Genomic DNA, 23004 nt, shown 5'->3' with positions numbered 1-23004 from the left:
GAGGGAGAGAGCGCCCGACGGACACATACTAATAACTGGGGGAAACACCAATGAGCACTAGCACTGCGGCGGGTAATACTGCTGCACAGCCTGCGTTCCTGTCCAAGGAACGCATTATCGCCAAGCCCGGGTTCAACCGTTGGCTGGTACCACCGGCCGCCCTGGCGATCCACCTGTGTATCGGCATGGCCTACGGTTTTTCGGTGTTCTGGCTGCCGTTGTCCAAGGCGCTGGGGATCACCGCACCGGTCGCCTGCGCGCCGGACATGAGCTTCATCAGCCAGGTCTTCTCGTCGCAATGCGACTGGCCCATCTCCATGCTGGGCTGGATCTACACCCTGTTCTTCATCTTCCTCGGCTGCTCTGCGGCGATCTGGGGCGGCTGGCTGGAACATGCCGGGCCACGCAAGGCAGGTGTCGTTTCGGCCTTGTGCTGGTGTGGCGGCCTGCTGATCTCTGCGTTGGGGATCTATACCCACCAGATCTGGCTGATGTGGATCGGCTCCGGGGTCATTGGTGGTATCGGCCTGGGCCTGGGTTACATCTCGCCGGTCTCGACCCTGATCAAGTGGTTCCCGGACAAGCGCGGCATGGCTACCGGCATGGCGATCATGGGTTTCGGCGGCGGCGCGATGGTTGGCGCTCCGTTGGCAGCCGCCCTGATGGGCCACTTCGCTTCGCCGACCAGCGTGGGCGTGTGGCAGAGCTTCGTGGTCATGGCCGTGATCTACTTCGTGTTCATGATCGGCGGCGCCTTGTCCTACCGCGTTCCGCCTACCGGCTGGAAGCCTGAGGGCTGGACTGCCCCGGCGAAAAAAGCCAGCAACGCGATGATCACCCATCGTCACGTGCACGTGAACGTGGCCTGGAAAACCCCGCAATTCCGCCTGGTGTGGCTGGTGCTGTGCCTGAACGTGTCTGCCGGCATCGGCATCCTCGGCATGGCTTCGCCGCTGCTGCAGGAAGTGTTCGGCGGCAAGTTGCTGGGTAACGGCCTGGCATTTGGCCAACTGGATGCCGGCCAACTGGCTTCCATCGCGGCCATCGCAGCCGGCTTTACCGGTCTGTTGAGCCTGTTCAACATCGGTGGCCGGTTCTTCTGGGCATCGTTCTCCGACTACCTGGGCCGTAAAAACACCTACTTCGTGTTCTTCGCCCTTGGCTTTGCCCTGTACGCGTTGATCCCGAACCTGGGTCACCTGGGTAACGTCGCGCTGTTCGTGGCGGCGTTCTGCATCATCCTGTCGATGTACGGCGGTGGTTTTGCGACGGTGCCGGCTTACCTGGCGGACCTGTTCGGTACGCAAATGGTGGGTGCGATCCACGGTCGCCTGCTGACCGCTTGGGCAGCGGCGGGCGTACTGGGCCCGGTGCTGGTGAACTACCTGCGTGAGTATCAGTTGAGCATCGGCGTTGAACGCGCTGCCGCCTACGACATCACCTTGTACATCCTCGCCGGCCTGCTGGTGCTGGGCTTCATCTGCAACCTGCTGGTACGGCCGGTGGCAGACAAGTACTTCATGACCGACGCCGAACTGGCTGCCGAGCAGGCGCTGGGCCATGACAAGGGCGCCGATTCCAGCACCGTGCTGGAGTGGAAAGCCTCCTCCGGCAGCGTGCCATTGGCGGTTGCCGCCTGGCTGGTGGTGGGTATTCCGTTGGCGTGGGGCGTGTGGGTCACCCTGCAGAAAACTGCGGTACTGTTCCACTAACACCGCGTAACCCTTGTGGGAGCGGGCTTGTGTGGGAGCGGGCTTGCTCGCGAATGCGATGGATCAGTCAGCACATGTATTGGCTGACCCACCGCCTTCGCGAGCAAGCCCGCTCACACACAAAGCTGCTCCCACACTTGTACTGACATGTCTATCCCCGACACTCCATCAGTCTTATCCCCTCCGATGTTTCTGTTTAGCGCCCGCGCCCCTATAATGGCTGCCTTTTTCGCCCAATGATTTTGCGGAGCTGGTGATGGCCGAACGTAAGGCGTCCGTCGAGCGCGACACTCTGGAAACCCAGATCAAAGCCTCGATCAACCTGGATGGCACCGGAAAGGCCCGATTTGATATCGGTGTACCTTTTCTTGAGCACATGCTGGACCAGATCGCCCGTCACGGGCTGATCGACCTGGATATCGTCAGCAAGGGCGACCTGCATATCGACGACCACCACACGGTAGAAGACGTCGGTATCACGTTGGGCCAGGCATTTGCCAAAGCCATCGGCGACAAGAAAGGCATCCGTCGCTACGGCCACGCCTATGTCCCGCTGGATGAAGCGCTGTCGCGTGTGGTCATCGACTTCTCCGGCCGCCCGGGCCTGCAGATGCACGTGCCGTACACCCGCGCCACCGTGGGCGGCTTCGACGTCGACCTGTTCCAGGAATTCTTCCAGGGTTTCGTCAACCACGCCCTGGTCAGCCTGCACATCGACAACCTGCGTGGCACCAACACCCACCACCAGATCGAGACCGTGTTCAAGGCTTTCGGCCGTGCCCTGCGCATGGCCGTGGAGCTGGATGACCGCATGGCCGGGCAAATGCCGTCGACCAAGGGCGTCCTGTAATGCAGACGGTCGCGGTTATCGACTACGGCATGGGTAACCTGCACTCGGTGGCCAAGGCCCTTGAGCACGTAGGTGCCGGCAAGGTGCTGATCACCAGCGATGCCGACGTGATTCGCGAAGCCGACCGGGTGGTGTTCCCGGGGGTTGGCGCGATTCGCGACTGCATGGCCGAGATTCGCCGCCTGGGCTTCGACAGCCTGGTGCGTGAAGTGAGCCAGGACCGGCCGTTCCTCGGCATCTGCGTGGGCATGCAAGCCTTGCTCGACAGCAGTGAAGAGAACGACGGCGTCGACTGCATCGGTCTGTTTCCGGGCCAGGTGAAGTTTTTCGGCAAGGACCTGCACGAAGACGGCGAGCACCTGAAGGTGCCACACATGGGCTGGAACGAAGTGCGCCAGACCGTGGATCACCCGCTGTGGCACGAAGTGCCGGACCTGGCGCGTTTCTATTTCGTACACAGCTATTACATCGCCGCCGGTAACCCGCGCCAGGTGGTGGGTGGCGGGCACTATGGCGTCGACTTCGCCGCGGCCCTGGCCGACGGTTCGCGCTTTGCCGTGCAATTCCACCCGGAGAAGAGCCATACCCATGGCCTGCAATTGCTGCAGAACTTCGCCGCGTGGGACGGGCGCTGGTAATGGCCAAGAAGGTCAAGCCGCCGATCTTGAACCTCACTCCCCAGCAGGAGAGTGAGGCCACCGACAAGATCAAGCGTTTCATGGAAGACCGCTTCGAGCTCAAGCTCGGCTCGTTCGAGGTCGCAGAAATCCTCGAACTGTTCACCACTGAAATTGCTCCGCACTATTACAACAGGGCGATTTTCGATGTGCAGACGCACCTTAAAGAAAGGTTCGAAAGCATCGAAAGCGACTTGTGGGCGCTCGAGAAACCCTGATTTCCCGAGCAACGCTGAATATCGAATAAGGTTTGCCAGATGCTGATTATTCCCGCAATCGATCTCAAGGACGGCGCCTGCGTACGTCTGCGCCAGGGCCGCATGGAAGATTCCACGGTGTTCTCCGATGACCCGGTGAGCATGGCTGCCAAGTGGGTGGAAGGCGGTTGCCGTCGTCTGCATCTGGTGGACTTGAACGGTGCGTTCGAAGGCCAGCCGGTCAACGGTGAAGTCGTCACGGCGATCGCCAAGCGCTACCCGAACCTGCCGATCCAGATCGGCGGCGGTATCCGCTCCCTGGAAACCATCGAGCACTACGTGAAAGCAGGCGTGAGCTACGTGATCATCGGCACCAAGGCCGTGAAAGACCCGGCCTTCGTCGCCGAAGCCTGCCGTGCGTTCCCCGGCAAAGTGATCGTGGGCCTGGACGCCAAGGACGGTTTCGTCGCCACCGACGGCTGGGCCGAGATCAGCACCGTCCAGGTGATCGACCTCGCCAAGCAGTTTGAAGCCGACGGCGTCTCCGCCATCGTTTATACCGACATCGCCAAAGACGGCATGATGCAGGGCTGCAACGTACCGTTCACCGCTGCGCTGGCCGCCGCCACCAGGATCCCGGTGATCGCTTCCGGCGGTATCCACAACCTGGGCGACATCAAGTCGCTGCTGGACGCGAAGGCGCCGGGGATCATCGGCGCGATCACCGGCCGGGCGATCTATGAAGGCACCCTGGACGTCGCTGAAGCCCAGGCTTACTGCGACGCCTACAACGGCTGAGGACTGACCATGGCGCTGGCCAAACGCATCATCCCTTGCCTGGACGTCGACAACGGTCGCGTGGTCAAGGGCGTCAAGTTCGAGAACATCCGTGACGCCGGCGACCCGGTGGAAATCGCCCGTCGCTACGACGAACAGGGTGCCGACGAGATTACCTTTCTCGACATCACCGCCAGCGTCGATGGTCGCGACACCACGCTGCATACCGTGGAGCGCATGGCCAGCCAGGTGTTTATCCCGCTGACCGTGGGCGGTGGCGTGCGCACCGTGCAGGACATTCGCAACTTGCTGAATGCCGGCGCGGACAAGGTTTCGATCAACACCGCGGCGGTGTTCAACCCGGAATTTGTCGGCGAAGCCGCACAGCACTTCGGTTCGCAATGCATCGTGGTTGCCATCGACGCCAAGAAAGTCTCCGGCCCGGGCGAAACCCCGCGCTGGGAGATCTTCACCCACGGCGGGCGCAAGCCGACCGGGCTGGATGCCGTGCAGTGGGCGATGAAGATGGAAGCCCTGGGTGCCGGTGAAATCCTGCTGACCAGCATGGACCAGGACGGCATGAAAAACGGCTTCGACCTGGGCGTGACCCGCGCCATCAGCGACGCGCTGGGCATCCCGGTGATTGCTTCCGGCGGCGTCGGCAACCTGCAGCACCTGGCCGACGGCGTGATCGAAGGCCACGCCAGCGCAGTGCTGGCGGCGAGTATTTTCCACTTTGGCGAATACACCGTGCCTGAGGCCAAGGCCTACATGGCGGCGCGCGGTATCGTCGTACGCTAAACGTCACTGGACACCATGGCAGGCTCGCGGCACTCTCTGGGCTTGCCATGGATTCCGGTAACTTTCATGTTCAAAGACCTGCTGCTCGCCCTCGCCAGTACCACCGTTCTGCTGACGGGTTCGGCTTACGCTGATGAACCGTCCGACGGCGCTTCCCTGGTGTTGCTGACGGAAAACTTCCCGCCGTACAACATGGCGAAAAACGGCAAGAACTTCGCCAAGGAAGAGAACATCGAAGGCATTGCCGTGGACATCGTCCGCGAGACGTTCCAGCGTGCCGGTATTTCCTACAACCTGACCCTGCGGTTCCCTTGGGACCGGATCTACAAACTCGCCCTGGAAAAACCCGGTTACGGCGTGTTCGTGATGGCGCGCTTGCCGGACCGTGAGGCGCTGTTCAAATGGGTCGGCCCCATCGGCCCGGACGATTGGGTGCTGCTGGCCAAGGCTGACAGCAAGATCCAGCTGAGCGACCTTGAGCAGGCGCGGCGCTACAAGATCGGCGCCTACAAGGGCGACGCCATCGCCGAGAGCCTGGAGAAGCAGGGGCTCAAGCCGGTGATCGTGTTGCGGGATCAGGACAACGCGAAAAAGCTGGTGGATGGCCAGATCGACCTGTGGGCCACCGGGGACCCGGCGGGCCGTTATCTGGCACGCCAGGTCGGGGTGACCGGGCTCAAGACTGTGTTGCGTTTCAACAGCGCGGAGCTGTACCTGGCGCTGAACAAAAACGTGCCGGATGACGTAGTGGCGAAACTCCAGGCGGCCCTCGATCAGTTACGGCAGGAGGGTGTCGTCGATGAAATCATGGGGCGTTATCTCTAGGTTGTTTTCTGTGGGCTCGGGCACCTCTGCTGGTACTTCCTCTGGCTCCTCAACAGCAGTAACCGCCGCTTCAGGTTGCAGCAGCTCGCTGAAGTAGACGTTATCTCCGCTGGCATAGGTCAGGGTTGGCCCGAGCTGGCTGCCGTCAGCCCGCAATAGCTCGTATCGGCTTTTGACCAGGTAGGCAGCGATGGATTTATTCGCCGGGATGTAAGCCATCACATCCGCCACGCCCTCCCGTTCCCAGCCTTGTGCGGTCAAGCCCGTATGCGTGAAGTCGCGATTGAGGTTGGCACTGATACTCAACGGATGCCGGGGTGCCCAGGCAGCCTTTATATCGACGCCGGTCAAGGCGCGCAGGCCCATGGAGAAGTCACTGATCTCTCCTTTTGCGAATACCCAACTGAAGGTTTGGCTTGCTGGCGTGGTGTTTTGACCGCTGGCCACCAAGCTGTACTGGTCGATTCTTTTCAACCGATATACCGGGCACGTTTGCAGTTTTTCCAGGGGCGTCAGGGTCGGGTCGTTCACGGTAAACCAGGGCAGTTCGCACACATGAATGCCCTCTGTTACCTGCTCCGGCATCGTGCGTCCTGGTGCCATTTCGGGTGAAAGTGGCGGCAAATCTTCGGAATGAAGCGCAAGGTCCAGCCGCAGGGCGTGCACCGGGCTTTGCCTGGTTGGCTTGGCATAGCCCTCGGCGCCGGTAAAGGTGCCCGGTGCCAGGTAGGCTTGGGCAGGAGCTGCTTGCGACGGGGAGACACCCCAGGCGCTGAAGTCCCGGTGGGCGCCGCTGCCTTGGTCGCTCCAGATCAACTGGTCGACATAGGCCTGAGTCACCAGGTCTTCTCTGACACAGCGGATGGTATTGCGTGGTGGTTTGTCGTTACCGAGGCCACAGACCAGCCCCATCGCCACATAACCTTCTGGAGCGGTGGGCCGCCAGATTGAGAAATTGGCGCGTGCCCTTGGTCCCGAGTGTTCCCAGACTCTCTCGAAGTCGACGGGGGGCCGCAAGGCGGTGCCATTCTCCCGGTCAACTTCGCTGACAACAGCGACGATGTTCAGTTGATTGATGTTGTGGTAACCCGCCACGGCCACATCACCCAGCGGGACGAAGTTGCCCAGCGCGTCGGAGGATGTGCTCGGGCGCCAGAAGGTCACGGGTTTCTCGGCGCGAGTGCCTTTGTCGTTCCATACAGGAACGAACTCGGTGGTGAAGTTGATCAGCAGGTCTTTGTATTGCAGTGAGTTCATCTACAGACTCTCCAGTGGATACGAAGATCCACTATCGGAGAGTCCGCTCGGTCAGGCGCGGTAGCTATATAGCACTAGCGGTAAGTGCCGTTTTTTCCGTGCCCGGCCATGGCCTGGTTGCTGCGCAGGCTGATCATCAACTTGATGTCGATCCACTCGACGCCCTGGGCCTTGAGCTTGGGCAGCTCACGTTCGAGTACCGCCAGGGTCTGTGGATAAGGGTGGCCGATCATCACCGCCGAACCCTGTTTGTGGGCCAGCTTGATCGCGGTCTGCAGCTGGGTGGTGATGGCCGCTTCGGTGCGTTCGTCGTCGAGGAACACATCCCGCGAGACGCTGGCCAGGCCAATCTTTTGCGCCTCGGCGGCGGCGACGGTTTTAGCGCTGGTGCGGCTGTCGACGAAGAACTTGTGGCGTCGTTGCAGCTCACCCATCAACCAGGCCATGGCCTCCGGCTGGGCGGTCATGCGGCTGCCCATGTGGTTGTTGATGCCGGCGGTGTAGGGCACGGCCTTGAAGGCCGCGTCCAGGCGTTTGCCCAGCTCTTCGATAGGCAGGTCGGGGTGCCAGGCGAACGGGCCGGTGGCCGGGTCCATGGGCATGTGCAGGATGACGATCTTGCCGGCCTTGTGGGCTTCGCGGGCGAATTCGGCGGCGTGGGGTGTGTCGGGCATGATCGCCGTGGTCACCGGGCCGGGCAGGGCGAGCACACGACGATCCCGGGGCAGGTTTTGCCCAAGGTCGTCGATGATCAGGGTCAGGTAGGCTTTGTGTTCAGCGGGGGCTGCACTGGCGGGGTTGCCTTGGGCGACTCCCGCCAGACAGCACAGCAACGCGATGATCAGTCCACGGCGCATATCAACGGCTGCGCGTAATGCTCAGGCCCTTGAGCAGGCTCAGCGCCTGGGCCAACTGATAATCGTCGTCCTGCGGCATCGGCTTGGCTTTCGAGCCGCTGCCGGTCGGCTGGTCGGCGCCGCCGTTGCCATTGCCCAGGTGGCCTTGCAGGTCCGCTTCCTTGTAGAACTCGCTGTCGGCTTCGTTGGTGATCTTGGCCTTGCGCACTTCGATGTCCGGCACGATGCCCTGGGCCTGGATCGAGCGACCGTTCGGCGTGTAGTACAGCGCCGTGGTGATCTTCAAGGCACGCTCGTTGTTCAGCGGCAGCACGGTTTGCACCGAGCCTTTGCCGAAGCTGGTGGTGCCCATCAGCACGCCGCGTTTCTGGTCTTGCAGGGCGCCGGCGACGATTTCCGAAGCCGAGGCGCTGCCGCCGTTGATCAGCACAACCATCGGCACGCCTTCGCTGAGGTCGTTGCCGGTGGCCGAGAAGCGCAGCTCGGAGTTGGCGATACGGCCCTTGGTGTAGACGATCAGGCCCTTGGTGATGAAGTGGTCGACCACTTCCACAGCGGCCTGCAACACGCCGCCCGGGTTGTTACGCAGGTCGAGCACGATGCCGCTGAGTTTCTTGCCGTTGTCTTTGCGCAGCTTGGCGAGGGCCTTGGCCACTTCGTCGCCGGTCTTGACCTGGAACTGGGTGATACGGATGTAGCCGTAGCCCGACTCCAGCAGCTGGCTCTTCACGCTCTTGACCGTGATGGTGGCGCGGGCCAGGGTCACGTCGAACGGCGTGCCGCCGTCGCGCACCAGGGTCAGGGTGATTTTCTGGCCGATCTTGCCGCGCATCTTGTCGACGGCTTCGGTCATGGTCTGGCCGCGGGTCGGCTGGCCGTTGATCTTGACGATAAAGTCACCGGCCTGGATGCCGGCCTTGGACGCAGGGGTGTCATCGATCGGCGAAACGACCTTGATGTTGCCGTCGTCGGCGCCGACTTCAATGCCCAGGCCACCGAATTCACCGCTGGTGCTCTCCTGCAGCTCGGCGAAATCTTCCGGGCCCAGGTAGGCGGAGTGCGGGTCAAGGTTGCTGAGCATGCCCTTGATGGCATTTTCCAGCAGGGTCTTGTCGTCCACAGGTTCGACATAAGCGGCCTTGATCCGGTCCATGACCTCGGCAAAGGTGCGCAACTCGTCCAGCGGCAGCGGGGCCTTGGTGGTCGCGGCCGTGGCCGACTGGGCGGTCTGGTCGGCGAATGCCAAAGGCGCGCCGATCACCAGAGCGATCGTCAGGGCCAGCGATGTGAGGCGGGACAAATGCAGCATGTCGAACGAACTCCTAATGTAGATGCGACCCTTATCCTTGGGTACGGCACCATTGTGCCGGGTCGCTCGGGCGGCCCTGCTGACGAATAGCGAAGTACAGCGCCGGGGTGTCCTGGCCACCACTGTTACCGACAGTGGAGATGGATTCACCGGCTTTTACAACATCACCTGCCGCTTTAAGCAAAGTTTGATTGTGGCCGTAAAGGCTCAAATAGCCATTGCCGTGGTCAAGAATCACCAACAAACCTGCGCCACGCAGCCAATCGGCGAATACCACGCGGCCGCCGTGGATAGCGTGGACCTGGGTGCCGGCACCGGCACTGATCATCACACCGTCCCACTTGGCGCGGGTGTCATCGCCACGGGTTTCACCAAAGCGTGCCAGTAATCGACCATCAACTGGCCATGGAAGTTTGCCCCGAGCTGAAGCAAAAGGTCCGCCGAAGGATTCGCCGGCGCTGGAAACCAGCGGGCCAGGCGCTGCACGCGCCGGTTTACGCGGGGCCGGGGCGTCGGTAGTGGCGCTGGCGACTGCCTCGGCGGCTTCACGCTCGCGCTTTTTTTCGGCTTCCTGCTGGGCAATCAGCGCTTTTTGCCGCGCCTGCTCTGCCTCACGGGCCTGGCGCGCCAGGGTTTCCTCGATGGTTTTCAGGACTTTACCGAGGTCGGCCTGGTCTTGCTCGCGGGCCTGGAGCTTGGCGTCACGGGCCTTCACGTCGTCATTCAGCTTGGCCAGCGCCTGCTGGCGCTCCTTGCGGACCTTGTCCAGTTCGTCGCGCTGGCTGTCGAGGGCGGTTTTCTGGTCGAGCAGCTGCGACTGCTGGTTGGCGATTTCCTGCTCGACGTTGGCCAACTGGCGCAGGGTCTCGTTGAAGCTTTTCAGTTGCTCCAGGCGGGCCTTGCTCAGGTAGTCGTAATAGGTAAGGGTGCGGGCGAACTTTTCCGGGTTCTGCTGGTTGAGCAGCAGCTTGAGGTATTCCTGGCGGCCGTTCTGGTAAGCGGCGCGGGCCTGGATCGCGATCAGGCGTTGCTGTTCAACGCGGGCGCTCTGGAGTTTTTTTTTCTCAGCGTCGAGTCGCTCCAGTTCCGACTCGCTCTTCTTTAGTTCTTTTTGCAGCTCCTGGACCTGCTTCTCCAGCTTGCCCATCTCGGTTTCCGTGCCGCGCAGGTCTTTCTGCACGCCGGACTTCTCTTCCTGGAGCTTGCCGAGCAGCTTCTTCAGCTCGGTAATGTCCTGACGCGTAGCGTCCAACTGTTGTTGGGTTTGTGCGCGCTCATCGGCAAACGCCGGTTGGAGCAGGCAGACAAGAGCAAGGGTAATCAAGGCGCGAAGCATAGAGGCGGGCGACACCAGGGAAAGGGACGGCCTAGTATGCCCGCCAAGCGCTGCAAAAAAAACGCCCAATTCGGCTTGGCAGGCAAGTTAGGTGCCCAGTGGCCGCATTCTGCAAGCAATTGTGGGCAAGTCCCATAGCCCTTTGAAGGCGACGAGCGGTAGAGAGCGTCGTGTCGTGCTTCTGCAGTTGTTTTGTGTGCTTCGCGAAATGCCTTGAAATGCTCCACCCTGAAGGTGCATTTGCGCTCGGAATAGACTCTTCGGCCCTGTTAATCCGACGGTCGGCATAGTCACTAATGCCTTGTATTCACGAGTCAAAAGGCCAGCAAACGTGGCTTGATTATGGGCTTCCCGATCTTCGTAGTCTGGATCGGGCTTTGCGAGCGCGTCCACTTGAAGAAGTGGCCGCTGGCAATGACGTCGAAGCGGCCATCGATATAGTCGCAATGCATTTTGGCATTGCCTATTCGAGCTCTTCAGCGGTGGAAATTACTTCGCCTTTGGGGCAAATAGCGATCAGGCGCAGTTGTCTGCAGCACATTGTTGAAAAGCGGCAGGACGCCAGAGAGCGTTATGTCAGGTTCGCCTTGGACACATTGACGGGGCCTCTGGAAATATGGCGTGTTGCTTATAGCGATTGCTCCGCTCGTTTAGCATTCATTGGGGCTTATGAATCCAGGAGGCAGATGCTGGTGGTGGTCAATATTCAGGCTGGCAATGTGCTGTGGAACTTCATGCAGACAGACGCCAAGGCCTTGAACAAGCATCGTCATGGTGAGTTGCTCTACAAGCGTTACGAGCTTTTGTGACGCCCAAAGAAAAGGGCAGCTCTTTCGAACTGCCCTAAGTAGTGCTTGCTTGATATTCATATACACACCCTCAAGCAGGGGTGTGGAGGTCTCACCCTACGCGGATATCCAGCCATCTGCGGGGTTCCTACGCCAGTTATCGCCGCTGGAGGCAACTGGTTTCGCGCTCGAGTCCATTATTGACGGGCTGCCTGTTTTGAGCAACCCCTGAACTGTGTCAGACCAGAATCGAAGTGCCAGTCATCTCTTTCGGCTTCTCCAGCCCCATCAGCATCAACATGGTCGGTGCCACGTCGGCCAGCACGCCGCCATCACGTACTTTAAAGTCACGTTTGCCGACGTAGATGAATGGCACCGGCTCAGTGGTGTGGGCGGTGTGGGCCTGGCCGGTGGATTCGTCGGACATTTGCTCGCAGTTGCCGTGGTCAGCGGTGATCAGCGCTTCGCCGCCCACCTTGTCCAGCGCGTCGACGATGCGGCCGACGCACAGGTCCAGGCATTCCACGGCTTTTACCGCCGCTTCCAGGTTGCCGCTGTGGCCCACCATGTCACCGTTGGCGTAGTTGACCACGATCACGTCGTAGCGCTGGTGTTCGATGGCGTCGACGATCTTGTCCGTGACTTCCGGGGCACTCATCTCCGGCTGCAGGTCGTAGGTGGCGACTTTCGGCGACGGGATCAGGATGCGTTCTTCACCCGGGAACGGTTCTTCACGACCGCCGGAGAAGAAGAAGGTCACGTGGGCGTATTTCTCGGTTTCGGCAATGCGCAGTTGGGTCTTGCCGTTTTTCGCCAGGTAATCCCCCAGCACGTTTTCCAGGCTGCCCGGGGCGAATGCCGACGGGGCCGGGATGTTGGCGGCGTATTGGGTCAGCATCACGAATTCGACTTTCGGCTGGCGGGCGCGCTCGAAGTCCTTGAAGCCGGCATCGACGAATACGTGGCTCAGCTCGCGGGCACGGTCGGCGCGGAAGTTCATGAACACCACGGCGTCGCCATCTTCGACCTTGACCGGTTCGCCGATGGTGGTGGCCTTGACGAATTCGTCACTCTCGCCACGGGCGTAGGCGGCTTCCAGGCCTTCCTGGGCGGTGGCGGCGTTGAATTCGGCCTGGCCGTCGACGATCAGGTTGTAGGCCTGCGCCACGCGGTCCCAGCGGTTGTCGCGGTCCATGGCGAAGTAGCGGCCAACCAGACTGGCGATGCGGCCTTTGCCGAGGGTCTTGAAGGTTTCATCCAGCAGTTCGATGGAGGACTGGGCACTTTTCGGCGGGGTGTCGCGGCCGTCGAGGAACGCGTGCAGGTAGATCTTCTCGGCGCCGCGCTTGAAGGCCAGTTCGGCCATGGCGATCAGGTGGTCCTGGTGGCTGTGGACGCCGCCGTCCGACAGCAGGCCCATGAAGTGCACGGCCTTGCCGGCCTTGACCGCTTTATCCACTGCCGCGCAGATGTTTGGGTTCTCGAAAAACTCACCGTCGCGGATCGCTTTGGTCACGCGGGTGAAGTCTTGATAGACCACTCGTCCGGCACCGAGATTCATATGGCCGACTTCCGAGTTGCCCATTTGGCCCTCCGGCAGGCCAACATCCATGCCCGAGCCCGAGATCAGGCCGTTCGGAACGGTAGCGCTCAGACGGTCCAGTACTGGCTTGCTGGCCGAGTACACGGCGTTGTCGTGGTGGCTTTCACTGTGTCCGAAGCCATCGAGAATTATCAGGACCAAAGGTTTAGGCGTAGTAGTCATAGATCCTCTCGCGGCGGTAATGAATGAAGGGAATAGAAAAGGGAGTGGCAGTTTAAAGCGAAGTTCCGACCACGTCACCGCTTTACGGGGGTTGGCCGACCATGACGGCTGTGTATACTTACCGCCATTTTAACGCCCTGGAACCTCCTTGATGGTTGATCACCTGATTGCATTTGCCACTACCCACTATTTGCTCGCTGGTGCGTTCGTCGTACTGCTGGCGCTGCTGATCGCTCACGAATTGAGCCGCGGTGGCCGCAGCCTCAGCACGTCCGAGCTGACCGCCCTGGTCAACAAGGATGAGGCCGTAGTGGTGGACATTCGTCCCGCCAAGGATTTCGCCGCCGGTCACATTGTCGGCGCGCTGAACATTCCCCAGGACAAACTGATTTCGCGCCTGGCCGAGCTGGAAAAGCACAAGGCCAAGACCATTATCCTGGTCGACGCCCAGGGCCAGCACTCCGGCACCCACGCCCGCGAGATGCTGAAAACCGGCTTCAACGCCGCCAAACTGTCGGGTGGTATTTCCAGCTGGCGTGGCGATAACCTGCCGCTGGTGAAGTGATATGAGCCAGGTTGTCGTTTATTCCAGCGATTATTGCCCTTATTGCATGCGGGCCAAGGCCCTGCTTGTGAAAAAGGGCATTGCCTTCGAAGAGATCAAGGTTGATGGCAAGCCCCAGGTGCGCGCCGAGATGACCAAGAAAGCGGGACGCACGTCCGTGCCGCAGATCTGGATCGGTGACAAGCATGTCGGTGGTTGCGATGACCTGTTCGCACTCGAGCGCGCCGGTAAACTGGATGCGCTGCTTCACGTCTGACTCCTAACCCCTAAAAGACCCCAAGATCACGAAGGATCTGCGATGACTGACCAACAGAACACCGAAGCGGCAGCAGAAGAAGCTCAAGGCCCACAATTTTCCCTGCAGCGTATTTACGTACGTGACTTGTCGTTCGAAGCGCCGAAAAGCCCGGCCATCTTCCGTCAGGAATGGACCCCGAGCGTTGCGCTGGACCTGAACACCCGTCAGAAGGCACTGGAAGGTGACTTCCACGAGGTCGTGCTGACCCTGTCGGTCACCGTCAAGAACGGCGAAGAAGTGGCCTTCATTGCTGAAGTGCAACAGGCCGGTATCTTCCTGATCCAGGGCCTGGACGAAGCGTCCATGAGTCACACCCTGGGCGCGTTCTGCCCGAACATCCTGTTCCCGTATGCCCGTGAGACCTTGGACAGTCTGGTCACCCGTGGCTCGTTCCCGGCGCTGATGCTGGCTCCGGTGAACTTCGATGCCCTGTATGCGCAAGAGCTGCAGCGCATGCAACAGGAAGGCTCGCCAACGGTTCAGTAAGCTGTTCTGAGCAACGACGCCGATCCAATGTGGGAGCGGGCTTGCTCGCGAATGCGGTACTTCAGTCGATATCTTCGTTGACTGGCACTCCGCTTTCGCGAGCAAGCCCGCTCCCACATTCGTTATGCAGTGTTACTTGAACCCCAGTTGCCGCCAACCTTCGTAAACCGCGACGGCCACGGTGTTGGACAGGTTCAGGCTGCGGCAGCCTTCGCGCATCGGCAGGCGCAGGCGGTGGCCGTCGGGCAGGGCGTCCAGCACGTCTGCCGGCAGGCCGCGGCTTTCCGGGCCGAACAGGAAGGCGTCGCCTTCGGCAAAGCTGGCATCATGGAACGGCCGCGAACCCTTGGTGGTAAACGCGAACAACCGTGGGTGGTTCAGGCTTTCCAGGCAGCTGGCAAGGTCGGCGTGGCGTTGCAGGGTGGCGTACTCGTGGTAGTCCAGCCCGGCGCGGCGCAGGCGCTTGTCGTCCATGTCGAAACCCAAGGGCTCGATCAAATGCAGGTGGCAGCCACTGTTGGCGCACAGCCTGATAACGTTGCCGGTATTCGGCGGAATTTCTGGTTGAAAAAGGATGACGTGAAACATGCACGGCTCCGAAGGCAAAGATGCGCTGCATTCTACCCCTGAAGAAGACCCCAGGCCGAAGCTATTGCCACGGGTTTTAGGCTCGTTGGCGATTGTCGGCTTGATGGTGGGCCTGATGATCGGCCGGCTGACCACGCCAGACCCGGTTGAGCTGCAGCAGGTAGAGCCCGCCGCCGATGGCCTGGTGGTGTGGTTCAACAGCGAACCCAAGCTGCACGGCGAGCATATCGACGGCACCGTGGCGCTGCTGTTCGATGCGCTTGGCAAGGCCCAGGGCGGCCAATTGAAGGTCAATGACAAGGATGTGAACTGGCGCGTACGCAAGACCGATGGCGGCTTGCTGCTGAACCTGGTGGCGGCTCGGCCGTTGCGCGGGGAGTGGTCGGGAGAGAAGGCCGATGGACGCTGGCGGGTGGAGATCCATCTCCAGGAGCAATAAAAGAGGGAATCCCCGGCCTGCCTGTACCAAGGTTCCCAAAACGGGCTGGGGCTATGGGCGCGTTGCCTCATAAGCCCCGGGTGTAAAGAAGGGAGTTCCCGGCCTGCCTGTACCAGGGCTCCCAAAACGGGGTGAAGCCAAAGGCTTCGGTGTTAAAGAGGGAATCCCCGGCCTGCCTGTACCGAGGTTCCCGAAACGGGTGTGGGGCGCGACGCGATCCGCATCAAGCACCCCGGGTGTTAAAGAGGGGATTCTCGGCCTGCCTGTACCAAGGTCCCCGAAACTGGGTAGTAACAGGGTTATTGCAGGGCGCGTGCCAGAATTGCGAAGTGGCGCCAAAAAATTTCTTCAGAAAGCGCAAAGCCCCGGAATACGGGGCTTTGGCTTTTTTGGGTTTTAATATTTTCTTAACAAGGTATGGGTTTCAGGCGTTGGATAAGTGCGCGATGCCGGTTCGTGGTGCATTGAAGCGGTGCACGGTCTTAGTCTGGTACAAAACAAATGTGGGAGCTGGCTTGCCTGCGATGGCGCTGTGTCAGTCGATACATCCAGTGACTGACACAGCGCCATCGCGGGCAAGCCCGGCTCCCACATTAGATCTTCAGTGGATCAGGCCTCATCACCTTCATCATCATCCCCACCGTCAACCTTCATCCCCAGCTCCTTGATCTTGCGTGTCAGCGTATTGCGGCCCCAGCCCAGCAGCACGGCGGCGTCGCGACGACGTCCAGCGGTATGCTTGAGGGCGGTTTCGATCATGATCCGCTCGAAAGCCGGCACAGCGCTGTCCAGCAGGTTCGACTGGCCACGTGCCAGGGCCTGGTCGGCCCATTGGCGCAGTGCCTGCTCCCAGTTGGTCACCGGTGCCGAATCCTGCGGCAGGCTCAGCAGCTCAGGCGGCAGGTCGCTGATATGCACTTCGCGCCCCGAAGCCATCACCGTGATCCAGCGGCAGGTGTTCTCCAGCTGACGCACGTTGCCCGGCCATGGCAGGTTCTTCAGGTATTCCTCGGTCTCGCTTTTCAGCAGCTTCGGCTCGACGGCCAGCTCCTGGGCGGCGCGGCTGAGGAAGTGACGGGCCAGGGTCGGGATGTCCTCGCGACGGTCCGACATCCGTGGGATGTGGATGCGGATCACGTTCAGGCGGTGGAACAAGTCTTCACGGAATTTCCCGGCGTGCACCAGGGTTTCCAGGTTCTGGTGCGTCGCCGCGATGATACGTACGTCGACCTTGACCGGCGTGTGCCCGCCTACCCGATAAAACTCGCCGTCGGCCAGGACCCGCAGCAAGCGCGTCTGGGTGTCGGCCGGCATGTCGCCGATTTCATCGAGGAACAGCGTGCCGCCGTCGGCCTGTTCAAAACGGCCACGGCGCAGGTTGGCCGCACCGGTGAACGCGCCTTTTTCATGGCCGAACAGTTCCGACTCCATCAAGTCTTTCGGGATCGCCGCCATGTTCAGCGCAATGAACGGCGACGCCGCCCGTGGGCTGTGACGGTGCAGGGCGTGGGCCACCAGCTCTTTACCGGTACCCGACTCGCCATTGATCAGCACGGTGATGTTGGAGTGGCTCAAGCGCCCGATGGCGCGAAACACTTCCTGCATCGCCGGCGCTTCGCCGATGATTTCCGGGGTACGGGTCAGGGCCGGCGGGGCTTCCTGGTTCTGCTGTTCCTGGGCGTGCTGGTTGGCGCGTTTTACCAGCGCCACCGCTTCGTCCACGTCGAACGGTTTTGGCAGGTATTCAAAGGCGCCGCCCTGATAGGACGCGACAGCGCTGTCCAGGTCCGAGTGCGCGGTCATGATGATCACCGGCAGGCGCGGGTGCTGCTCGCGAATCCGCGCCAGCAAGTCCAGGCCACTGGCGCCGGGCATGCGGATGTCGGAGATGATCACGTCGGGCTGCTGGCGAGCCAGGCGGCTCATCACCCCGTCGGCGCTGTCGAAGCTCTGGGTGGTCATGCCTTCCTGTTGCAAGGCTTTCTCCAGGACCCAGCGGATAGAACGGTCGTCATCGACGATCCAGACAGTTTCACTACGGCTCATGTCGATGGGGCTCCTTGTTCCAGTGGCAGAAAGATCGAGAAGGTGGTGTGACCGGGATGGCTCTCACATTCGATCAAACCCTGGTGCTGGCTGATGATGTTCTGGGTAATGGCCAGGCCGAGCCCGGTACCGTCCGGGCGGCCGCTGACCATTGGGAAAAAGATGGTTTCCTGCAGTTCTGCAGGGATGCCGGGGCCGTTGTCGATGATCTCGACCTTGGTTACCAGGCGATGGCGCACGTGGCCAATGGTGAACTGGCGCAGGGCACGGGTGCGCAGGCTGATGCGGCCCAGGCGCAGCTCGTTCTGGCTGCTGATGGCCTGCATGGCGTTACGCACGATATTGAGCACCGCCTGGATCATCTGCTCGCGGTCGATCAATACGTCGGGAATGCTTGGGTCGTAGTCGCGCACCAAGGTGATGCAGCCCTGGCTTTCGGCCTCCACCAACTGGCAAACCCGCTCCAGCACTTCGTGCACGTTGGTCATTGCCAGCGACGGCAGCTTGTTGGAGCCGAGCATGCGGTCTACCAGGTTACGCAGGCGGTCGGCTTCCTCGATGATGACGTTGGTGTAGTCCTTGAGGTTTTCGTCCGGCAGCTCGCGGGCCAGCAGCTGTGCGGCGCCGCGAATCCCGCCCAGGGGGTTCTTGATCTCGTGGGCCAGGCCGCGTACCAGCATCTTGCTGGTTTCCTGCTTGGACAGTTGCGCCTCTTCCTTGGTGATGCGCAGCAGGCGATCCCGGGGATGCACCTCCAGCAGCAACAAGGTGGCGCCGTGGCTGAGGATCGGTGTTACCGCGTAGTCGACGGTGAGGGTCTGGCCGGTGAGGGCGGTGAGCATCGCTTCGCGCTTGGTGAACGGGTGCGCCTGCTCCACGGCCTGGCGCAACGAGCTCAAGGCCTCGGCCGACTCAGTGAACAGCTCACTGATGAATTGCCCATGGCTGCGCTGCCCGCTGATGGCCAGCAGCATCTCCGCCGCCGGGTTCATGTACTCAAGGCGCAGTTCGTCATTGAGCAGAATGGTCGCGGTGGTCAGGTTGTCGAGTAACAGGCGGTGCAGTGCGTCGCTGATGGTCATTAGGACCTCTTTTGGAGCAAGGCGCGGGCTTGAGGCACACGCTGATACAAGGAAAATGCAAAAACCAAACCAAAGCTCCGAAAAGAAGCGTTAAAGCCCTGAAATGGGGGCTTAAGGCGCGAAACTGTGGCGTTCTGCCAGCTTGGACGGGAAGTTTCGAACCAAAATGGGTTGCGTAAGTGGGAAGGGTGCAGCGTATCGCACCAATATAGTGCGGTTTTGAAAAGTCTGTTCAGGAAGCTGGTGGCAGCGACTGATTGGCTGAATGGGTCGAATCTAAATTGTGGGAGCGGGCTTGCTCGCGAAGGCGGCGTGTCAGTCATGCACATATCAACTGACACACCGCCATCGCGAGCAAGCCCGCTCCCATATTTTGATGGGGTTCGCAATTTTAGATTTTATAGATACACAGCTCGGCAGTGGCGCGGATCATTGCCAGCTGGTGCAGCGAGTCTTTGGCAGGTGCGTGATTGGCCTGGGCCAGCCATTGCGGGCATTGCGGGTTGGTGCGCTCCGGGGTGAAGTCCGCCAGCTGTTGCAGCAGGCGTTTTTGCAGCAGGTCCAGTTTAGGGCGGATCTGGCCGACCAGATCCGGGCGTGGGTCATTCGGCGCCTTGCCTTGCAGCTGCCAGTCGGAAAGGTGGGCGTATTGCACCAGTTTGTTCGCCTCAATCTGGGCCAAGAAAAACTGCTCGGCCTGGGCCGGTGCCAGTTTGTAGCTCGGCGCCTGGGCGACGACGCTGGCGATCACGTCCTGCTCCCGTGGGCGGTCTTCGACGGGCTTGTGGCTGTCCCATTTGCTCAGGGCCACCTGGTCGGCAATCGCCAGGCGTTCGGCAATGCTGTCGAGCAGCGGGGCGAGGGTGGGTGGTGCTGCGAATACATTGGCGCTGATGGCCAGCAAGATGAACCCAATTTTGAGTTTCAAGGCAGATCCCTCTTCTGTAGGGGCGAGCTTGCTCGCGAAGGTCGTTAACGATAACGCGTAAATATTGAAAAAATGCGGCGCCTTTGAATTTTTCGCGGGCAAGCCCGCTCCCTCAGGGTTTTGCGGGCAAAAAAAAGACCTCCCGAAGGAGGCCTTTTTCATCACGCCGCGTTACGCAGCGCTACCGGATCAGCAGCTGTAGTACAGCTCGTATTCCAGTGGGTGTACGAAGGTGCGGACCTTGATTTCTTCTTCGCTTTTCAGGGCGATGTAGGCATCGATAAAGTCGTCGCTGAACACGCCGCCTTTGGTCAGGAACGCACGGCCCTTGTCCAGCTCTTCCAGGGCTTCTTTCAGGCTGCCGCATACTTGTGGGATCTCTTTGGCCTCTTCAGGCGGCAGGTCGTACAAGTTTTTGTCGGCGGCGTCGCCAGGGTGGATCTTGTTCTGGATACCGTCCAGGCCGGCCATGACCAGGGCAGCGAAGGCCAGGTACGGGTTGGCTGCCGGATCCGGGAAACGGGCCTCGATACGGCGAGCGCGAGGGCTGGACACGTAAGGAATACGGATCGAAGCGGAACGGTTGCGAGCCGAGTAGGCGAGCATTACCGGAGCTTCGAAACCTGGAACCAGACGCTTGTAGGAGTTGGTCGACGGGTTGGTGAAGCCGTTCAGGGCCTTACCGTGCTTGATGATACCGCCGATGAAGTACAGGGCGGTGTCGGACAGGCCGGCATAACCTTCGCCAGCGAAGGTGTTCTTGCCTTCTTTGGCGATGGACAGGTGAACGTGCATACCCGAACCGTTATCGCCGTACAGAGGCTTAGGCATGAAGGTAGCGGTACGGCCGTAGGCATCAGCCACGTTGTGTACGCAGTACTTCAGGGTCTGAACTTCGTCAGCCTTGGCAACCAGGGTGTTGAACTTCACGCCGATTTCGTTCTGGCCGGCAGTCGCCACTTCGTGGTGGTGAACTTCGATGACCAGGCCCATCTCTTCCATGGCGTTGCACATGGAGGTACGGATTTCGTGGTCGTGGTCGAACGGAGGAACCGGGAAGTAGCCGCCTTTGATACCTGGACGGTGGCCTTTGTTGCCGCCTTCCACGTCCTGGTCGGACATCCACGAACCTTGTTCGGAGAAGATCTTGAACATGGAGCCAGAGATGTCGGACTTGAACTTGACCGAATCAAAGATGAAGAATTCTGGTTCCGGGCCTACGAATACGGTGTCGCCGATACCGGTCGACTTCAGGTATTCCTCGGCACGCTTGGCGATCGCACGTGGGTCACGGTCGTAGCCCTGCATGGTCGAAGGCTCGATCACGTCGCAGACGATGATCAAGGTTGGGTCTTCGGTGAACGGGTCGAGTACGGCAGTGCTGTCGTCCGGCATCAGGATCATGTCGGACGCTTCGATGCCTTTCCAGCCGGCAATGGAGGAGCCGTCGAACATTTTGCCTTCTTCGAAGAAGGCGTCATCCAGCGCGTCGCGAGCCGGCATGGTCACGTGGTGCTGAGTGCCTTTGGTGTCCGTGAAGCGCAGATCAATCCATTTGACGTCATGATCTTTGATGAGTTGAACCGACTTCGACATAGTGTCCTCCGGGTGGCTTCGGGCTGGGGTAGTGGAGTAGCCCTTAGAATGTGGGTGATGCCGGCGCGAATACTCGACCAAGGCAACCTGCCTCACAAGAGAGCAAATTGCATGCCAGTGCCCCGACATGGGTTTTTTGCCACAAAAACGCCCCTATAAAGGTGCAATCCGCTGAAACGGAAGAAATTGCGCACCGCAATGTAGCGCTTATTTTGGTTTATGACCCGTTTTGGTGCGCGAAAGGTCAGTTGCATATTAACTGGTTAAACCTTGAGCGATTTCCGCTATAATCCGCGCCCCCCTTTTTCGGCTGGGCCTGCGCGCGCTGTTTTCATGAAATTAATCGTTAAAGTCTTCCCCGAGATCACCATCAAGAGCCGACCGGTACGGATGCGTTTCATCCGTCAATTGGCCAAGAACATCCGTGCCGTGCTCCGCGATCTGGACCCGGCTGTGGTGGTGAATGGTGTGTGGGACAATCTCGAGCTGGAAACCCGCCTCACAGACCCCAAGGCCCTGAAGGACATGACCGAGCGCCTGAGCTGCGTGCCGGGCATCGCGCATTTCCTGCAGGTCGACGAGTACCCGCTGGGCGACTTCGACGACATCACCGAAAAGTGCAAGCAGCACTACGGCGATGTGCTGGCAGGCAAGGTGTTTTCAGTGCGTTGCAAACGCGCCGGCAAGCACCCGTTCAGCTCCATGGATGTCGAGAAATATGTGGGCAGCAAGCTGCGTCGCGAGTGCGGCGCTGCCGGAATTTCCCTGAAAGAGCCGCAAATTGAAGTGCGGATGGAAATTCGCGACCAACGGTTGTTTGTGATCCACAGCCAGCACGACAGCATCGGCGGCTACCCGCTGGGTGCCCTGGAACAGACCCTGGTATTGATGTCCGGCGGTTTCGATTCCACTGTCGCGGCCTACCAGATCATGCGCCGCGGGCTGATGAGCCACTTCTGCTTCTTCAACCTGGGCGGGCGTGCACACGAATTGGGCGTGATGGAAGTCGCGCATTACATCTGGAAGAAATACGGCAGCTCGCAACGGGTGCTGTTTGTCAGCGTACCGTTCGAGGAAGTCCTGGGAGAAATTCTCGGGAAAGTCGATAACAGTCATATGGGCGTAGTATTGAAGCGTATGATGTTACGCGCTGCGTCCCGAATCGCGGATCGGCTGGAAATCGACGCACTGGTCACCGGTGAAGCGATTTCCCAGGTGTCCAGCCAGACCCTGCCGAACCTGTCGTTGATCGACTCTGTGACCGAGAAGCTGGTACTGCGCCCGCTGATCGCCAGTCACAAGCAAGACATCATCGACCTGGCGACCCAGATCGGCACGGCGGATTTCGCCAAGCACATGCCGGAATATTGCGGGGTCATCTCGGTGAACCCCAAGACCCACGCCAAGCGCAACCGCGTGGAGTACGAAGAACAACAGTTCGATATGGCGGTGCTCGAGCGTGCGCTTGAGAACGCCAAGCTGGTGCCGATCGATCGGGTTATCGACGAATTGGGCCAGGATTTGCAGATCGAAGAAGTCAGCGAGGCTCTGGCCGGTCAGATCATCATCGACATCCGTCACCCGGATGCCGCTGAAGACGAGCCGCTGGAAATTGCTGGCATCGACGTACAAACGCTGCCGTTCTATGCATTGAATGCGCGTTTCAAGGAACTGGATGACAGCCGTCAGTACCTGTTGTATTGCGACAAAGGCGTGATGAGTCGCCTGCATGCCCACCATTTGCTCAGTGAGGGGCATGCCAATGTGCGCGTTTATCGACCGAGCTAAGAGCCCGGTGCTGATTGCCTGAGGCCAGCGTCACCGG

The 23004-nt window shown here is 60.4% G+C and carries 23 protein-coding genes; 13 read left to right on the top strand and 10 right to left on the bottom strand.

Annotation, left to right across the window (positions count from 1 at the left end):
- Positions 1-50 precede the first annotated feature (50 nt).
- From ACIOMR_RS24665 to ACIOMR_RS24635, 7 genes are all read left to right on the top strand, one after another.
- Complete coding sequence (locus ACIOMR_RS24665; RefSeq protein ID WP_102367922.1) at positions 51-1712, top strand: OFA family MFS transporter; 1662 nt, start codon at positions 51-53, stop codon at positions 1710-1712.
- A gap of 256 nt (positions 1713-1968) precedes the next feature.
- Entirely contained in the window at positions 1969-2562 is a 594-nt protein-coding gene (hisB, locus tag ACIOMR_RS24660) for an imidazoleglycerol-phosphate dehydratase HisB (protein WP_003218037.1), read from the top strand.
- Positions 2562-3200, top strand: a complete 639-nt coding sequence (gene hisH, locus ACIOMR_RS24655; protein WP_003218034.1) for an imidazole glycerol phosphate synthase subunit HisH — start codon at positions 2562-2564, stop codon at positions 3198-3200. The genes hisB and hisH overlap by 1 nt, the downstream gene beginning before the upstream one ends.
- Positions 3200-3457, top strand: a complete 258-nt coding sequence (locus ACIOMR_RS24650; protein ID WP_003218033.1) for a DUF2164 domain-containing protein — start codon at positions 3200-3202, stop codon at positions 3455-3457. Before hisH ends, ACIOMR_RS24650 begins: the two co-directional genes overlap by 1 nt.
- Positions 3458-3496: 39 nt before the next feature.
- A complete protein-coding gene (gene hisA / locus ACIOMR_RS24645; RefSeq protein WP_008435688.1) occupies positions 3497-4234 on the top strand; it encodes a 1-(5-phosphoribosyl)-5-[(5-phosphoribosylamino)methylideneamino]imidazole-4-carboxamide isomerase in 738 nt (245 codons plus the stop codon).
- A 9-nt stretch (positions 4235-4243) separates the two neighbouring features.
- Entirely contained in the window at positions 4244-5014 is a 771-nt protein-coding gene (hisF, locus tag ACIOMR_RS24640; RefSeq protein WP_003218030.1) for an imidazole glycerol phosphate synthase subunit HisF, read from the top strand.
- 66 nt (positions 5015-5080) lie between these two features.
- Entirely contained in the window at positions 5081-5839 is a 759-nt protein-coding gene (locus ACIOMR_RS24635) for an ABC transporter substrate-binding protein (protein ID WP_003218028.1), read from the top strand.
- On the opposite strand, the gene ACIOMR_RS24630 is transcribed toward ACIOMR_RS24635, so the two are convergent.
- The 4 genes from ACIOMR_RS24630 to ACIOMR_RS24615 all read right to left on the bottom strand — a co-directional run bounded on the left by ACIOMR_RS24630 (position 5792) and on the right by ACIOMR_RS24615 (position 10598).
- On the bottom strand, positions 5792-7096 hold the full coding sequence (locus ACIOMR_RS24630; RefSeq protein WP_401196879.1) for a Vps62-related protein: 1305 nt from the start codon (positions 7094-7096) through the stop codon (positions 5792-5794). The genes ACIOMR_RS24635 and ACIOMR_RS24630 overlap by 48 nt on opposite strands.
- A 74-nt stretch (positions 7097-7170) precedes the next feature.
- The gene (locus ACIOMR_RS24625; protein ID WP_008435686.1) at positions 7171-7953 is read right to left on the bottom strand and encodes a divergent polysaccharide deacetylase family protein; all 783 of its coding nucleotides are present in this window, start codon (positions 7951-7953) and stop codon (positions 7171-7173) included.
- Between the two features lies 1 nt (position 7954).
- Positions 7955-9262: a S41 family peptidase gene (locus tag ACIOMR_RS24620; RefSeq protein ID WP_401196876.1), complete on the bottom strand. Its 1308-nt coding sequence runs from the start codon at positions 9260-9262 to the stop codon at positions 7955-7957.
- Positions 9263-9293: 31 nt separating this feature from the next.
- A complete protein-coding gene (locus ACIOMR_RS24615; protein WP_087693335.1) occupies positions 9294-10598 on the bottom strand; it encodes a murein hydrolase activator EnvC in 1305 nt (434 codons plus the stop codon).
- Positions 10599-10894: 296 nt separating this feature from the next.
- Here ACIOMR_RS24615 and ACIOMR_RS24610 point away from each other — a divergent pair, with 296 nt between their 5' ends.
- The gene (locus ACIOMR_RS24610) at positions 10895-11407 is read left to right on the top strand and encodes a PBECR2 nuclease fold domain-containing protein (protein ID WP_401196873.1); all 513 of its coding nucleotides are present in this window, start codon (positions 10895-10897) and stop codon (positions 11405-11407) included.
- 217 nt (positions 11408-11624) lie between these two features.
- Here the strand turns inward: ACIOMR_RS24610 and gpmI are convergent, their stop codons facing one another.
- Positions 11625-13151 (bottom strand): 2,3-bisphosphoglycerate-independent phosphoglycerate mutase, encoded by a 1527-nt coding sequence (gpmI, locus tag ACIOMR_RS24605; protein WP_401196870.1) that lies wholly within the window; start codon positions 13149-13151, stop codon positions 11625-11627.
- Positions 13152-13302: 151 nt separating this feature from the next.
- Here gpmI and ACIOMR_RS24600 point away from each other — a divergent pair, with 151 nt between their 5' ends.
- The 3 genes from ACIOMR_RS24600 to secB are packed head-to-tail and all read left to right on the top strand — an operon-like array spanning position 13303 to position 14500.
- On the top strand, positions 13303-13716 hold the full coding sequence (locus ACIOMR_RS24600; RefSeq protein ID WP_003218014.1) for a rhodanese-like domain-containing protein: 414 nt from the start codon (positions 13303-13305) through the stop codon (positions 13714-13716).
- 1 nt (position 13717) lies between these two features.
- On the top strand, positions 13718-13972 hold the full coding sequence (grxC, locus tag ACIOMR_RS24595; protein WP_177028519.1) for a glutaredoxin 3: 255 nt from the start codon (positions 13718-13720) through the stop codon (positions 13970-13972).
- A gap of 42 nt (positions 13973-14014) precedes the next feature.
- The gene (gene secB, locus ACIOMR_RS24590; RefSeq protein WP_003218009.1) at positions 14015-14500 is read left to right on the top strand and encodes a protein-export chaperone SecB; all 486 of its coding nucleotides are present in this window, start codon (positions 14015-14017) and stop codon (positions 14498-14500) included.
- 132 nt (positions 14501-14632) lie between these two features.
- On the opposite strand, the gene ACIOMR_RS24585 is transcribed toward secB, so the two are convergent.
- On the bottom strand, positions 14633-15088 hold the full coding sequence (locus ACIOMR_RS24585; RefSeq protein ID WP_003218007.1) for a tRNA (cytidine(34)-2'-O)-methyltransferase: 456 nt from the start codon (positions 15086-15088) through the stop codon (positions 14633-14635).
- Here ACIOMR_RS24585 and ACIOMR_RS24580 point away from each other — a divergent pair.
- Positions 15087-15527 (top strand): hypothetical protein, encoded by a 441-nt coding sequence (locus ACIOMR_RS24580; protein ID WP_003218005.1) that lies wholly within the window; start codon positions 15087-15089, stop codon positions 15525-15527. The two genes, ACIOMR_RS24585 and ACIOMR_RS24580, sit on opposite strands and share 2 nt — an antisense overlap.
- Before the next feature lie 609 nt (positions 15528-16136).
- Here ACIOMR_RS24580 and ntrC read toward each other — a convergent pair.
- From ntrC to glnA, 4 genes are all read right to left on the bottom strand, one after another.
- Positions 16137-17573, bottom strand: coding sequence for a nitrogen regulation protein NR(I) (gene ntrC, locus ACIOMR_RS24575; RefSeq protein WP_008435682.1), 1437 nt, complete (start codon positions 17571-17573; stop codon positions 16137-16139).
- Positions 17570-18655, bottom strand: coding sequence for a nitrogen regulation protein NR(II) (gene glnL, locus ACIOMR_RS24570; protein WP_003218001.1), 1086 nt, complete (start codon positions 18653-18655; stop codon positions 17570-17572). Before glnL ends, ntrC begins: the two co-directional genes overlap by 4 nt.
- 391 nt (positions 18656-19046) lie before the next feature.
- A complete protein-coding gene (locus ACIOMR_RS24565; protein ID WP_177122639.1) occupies positions 19047-19583 on the bottom strand; it encodes a chorismate mutase in 537 nt (178 codons plus the stop codon).
- Between the two features lie 189 nt (positions 19584-19772).
- Positions 19773-21179: a glutamate--ammonia ligase gene (gene glnA, locus ACIOMR_RS24560; protein WP_003217999.1), complete on the bottom strand. Its 1407-nt coding sequence runs from the start codon at positions 21177-21179 to the stop codon at positions 19773-19775.
- Between the two features lie 333 nt (positions 21180-21512).
- Between glnA and thiI the strand changes: the two genes are divergently transcribed.
- Positions 21513-22967 (top strand): tRNA uracil 4-sulfurtransferase ThiI, encoded by a 1455-nt coding sequence (gene thiI, locus ACIOMR_RS24555; protein WP_023659343.1) that lies wholly within the window; start codon positions 21513-21515, stop codon positions 22965-22967.
- The last annotated feature ends 37 nt before the right edge of the window (positions 22968-23004 follow it).

Origin of the sequence: Pseudomonas sp. NPDC087814, assembly GCF_044742865.1 — a bacterium.
Taxonomy (GTDB): Bacteria; Pseudomonadota; Gammaproteobacteria; order Pseudomonadales; family Pseudomonadaceae; genus Aquipseudomonas.
Note: the sequence above shows the minus strand (reverse complement) of the source record. Positions and strands in the feature narration are given on the sequence as shown.

Coding starts and splice junctions, on each gene's coding strand:
- ACIOMR_RS24665 (WP_102367922.1), top strand. CDS start 51: ATGAGCACTAGCACTGCGGCGGGTAATACTGCTGCACAGCCTGCGTTC.
- hisB (WP_003218037.1), top strand. CDS start 1,969: ATGGCCGAACGTAAGGCGTCCGTCGAGCGCGACACTCTGGAAACCCAG.
- hisH (WP_003218034.1), top strand. CDS start 2,562: ATGCAGACGGTCGCGGTTATCGACTACGGCATGGGTAACCTGCACTCG.
- ACIOMR_RS24650 (WP_003218033.1), top strand. CDS start 3,200: ATGGCCAAGAAGGTCAAGCCGCCGATCTTGAACCTCACTCCCCAGCAG.
- hisA (WP_008435688.1), top strand. CDS start 3,497: ATGCTGATTATTCCCGCAATCGATCTCAAGGACGGCGCCTGCGTACGT.
- hisF (WP_003218030.1), top strand. CDS start 4,244: ATGGCGCTGGCCAAACGCATCATCCCTTGCCTGGACGTCGACAACGGT.
- ACIOMR_RS24635 (WP_003218028.1), top strand. CDS start 5,081: ATGTTCAAAGACCTGCTGCTCGCCCTCGCCAGTACCACCGTTCTGCTG.
- ACIOMR_RS24630 (WP_401196879.1), bottom strand. CDS start 7,096: ATGAACTCACTGCAATACAAAGACCTGCTGATCAACTTCACCACCGAG.
- ACIOMR_RS24625 (WP_008435686.1), bottom strand. CDS start 7,953: ATGCGCCGTGGACTGATCATCGCGTTGCTGTGCTGTCTGGCGGGAGTC.
- ACIOMR_RS24620 (WP_401196876.1), bottom strand. CDS start 9,262: ATGCTGCATTTGTCCCGCCTCACATCGCTGGCCCTGACGATCGCTCTG.
- ACIOMR_RS24615 (WP_087693335.1), bottom strand. CDS start 10,598: ATGCTTCGCGCCTTGATTACCCTTGCTCTTGTCTGCCTGCTCCAACCG.
- ACIOMR_RS24610 (WP_401196873.1), top strand. CDS start 10,895: ATGCCTTGTATTCACGAGTCAAAAGGCCAGCAAACGTGGCTTGATTAT.
- gpmI (WP_401196870.1), bottom strand. CDS start 13,151: ATGACTACTACGCCTAAACCTTTGGTCCTGATAATTCTCGATGGCTTC.
- ACIOMR_RS24600 (WP_003218014.1), top strand. CDS start 13,303: ATGGTTGATCACCTGATTGCATTTGCCACTACCCACTATTTGCTCGCT.
- grxC (WP_177028519.1), top strand. CDS start 13,718: ATGAGCCAGGTTGTCGTTTATTCCAGCGATTATTGCCCTTATTGCATG.
- secB (WP_003218009.1), top strand. CDS start 14,015: ATGACTGACCAACAGAACACCGAAGCGGCAGCAGAAGAAGCTCAAGGC.
- ACIOMR_RS24580 (WP_003218005.1), top strand. CDS start 15,087: ATGCACGGCTCCGAAGGCAAAGATGCGCTGCATTCTACCCCTGAAGAA.
- ACIOMR_RS24585 (WP_003218007.1), bottom strand. CDS start 15,088: ATGTTTCACGTCATCCTTTTTCAACCAGAAATTCCGCCGAATACCGGC.
- ntrC (WP_008435682.1), bottom strand. CDS start 17,573: ATGAGCCGTAGTGAAACTGTCTGGATCGTCGATGACGACCGTTCTATC.
- glnL (WP_003218001.1), bottom strand. CDS start 18,655: ATGACCATCAGCGACGCACTGCACCGCCTGTTACTCGACAACCTGACC.
- glnA (WP_003217999.1), bottom strand. CDS start 21,179: ATGTCGAAGTCGGTTCAACTCATCAAAGATCATGACGTCAAATGGATT.
- thiI (WP_023659343.1), top strand. CDS start 21,513: ATGAAATTAATCGTTAAAGTCTTCCCCGAGATCACCATCAAGAGCCGA.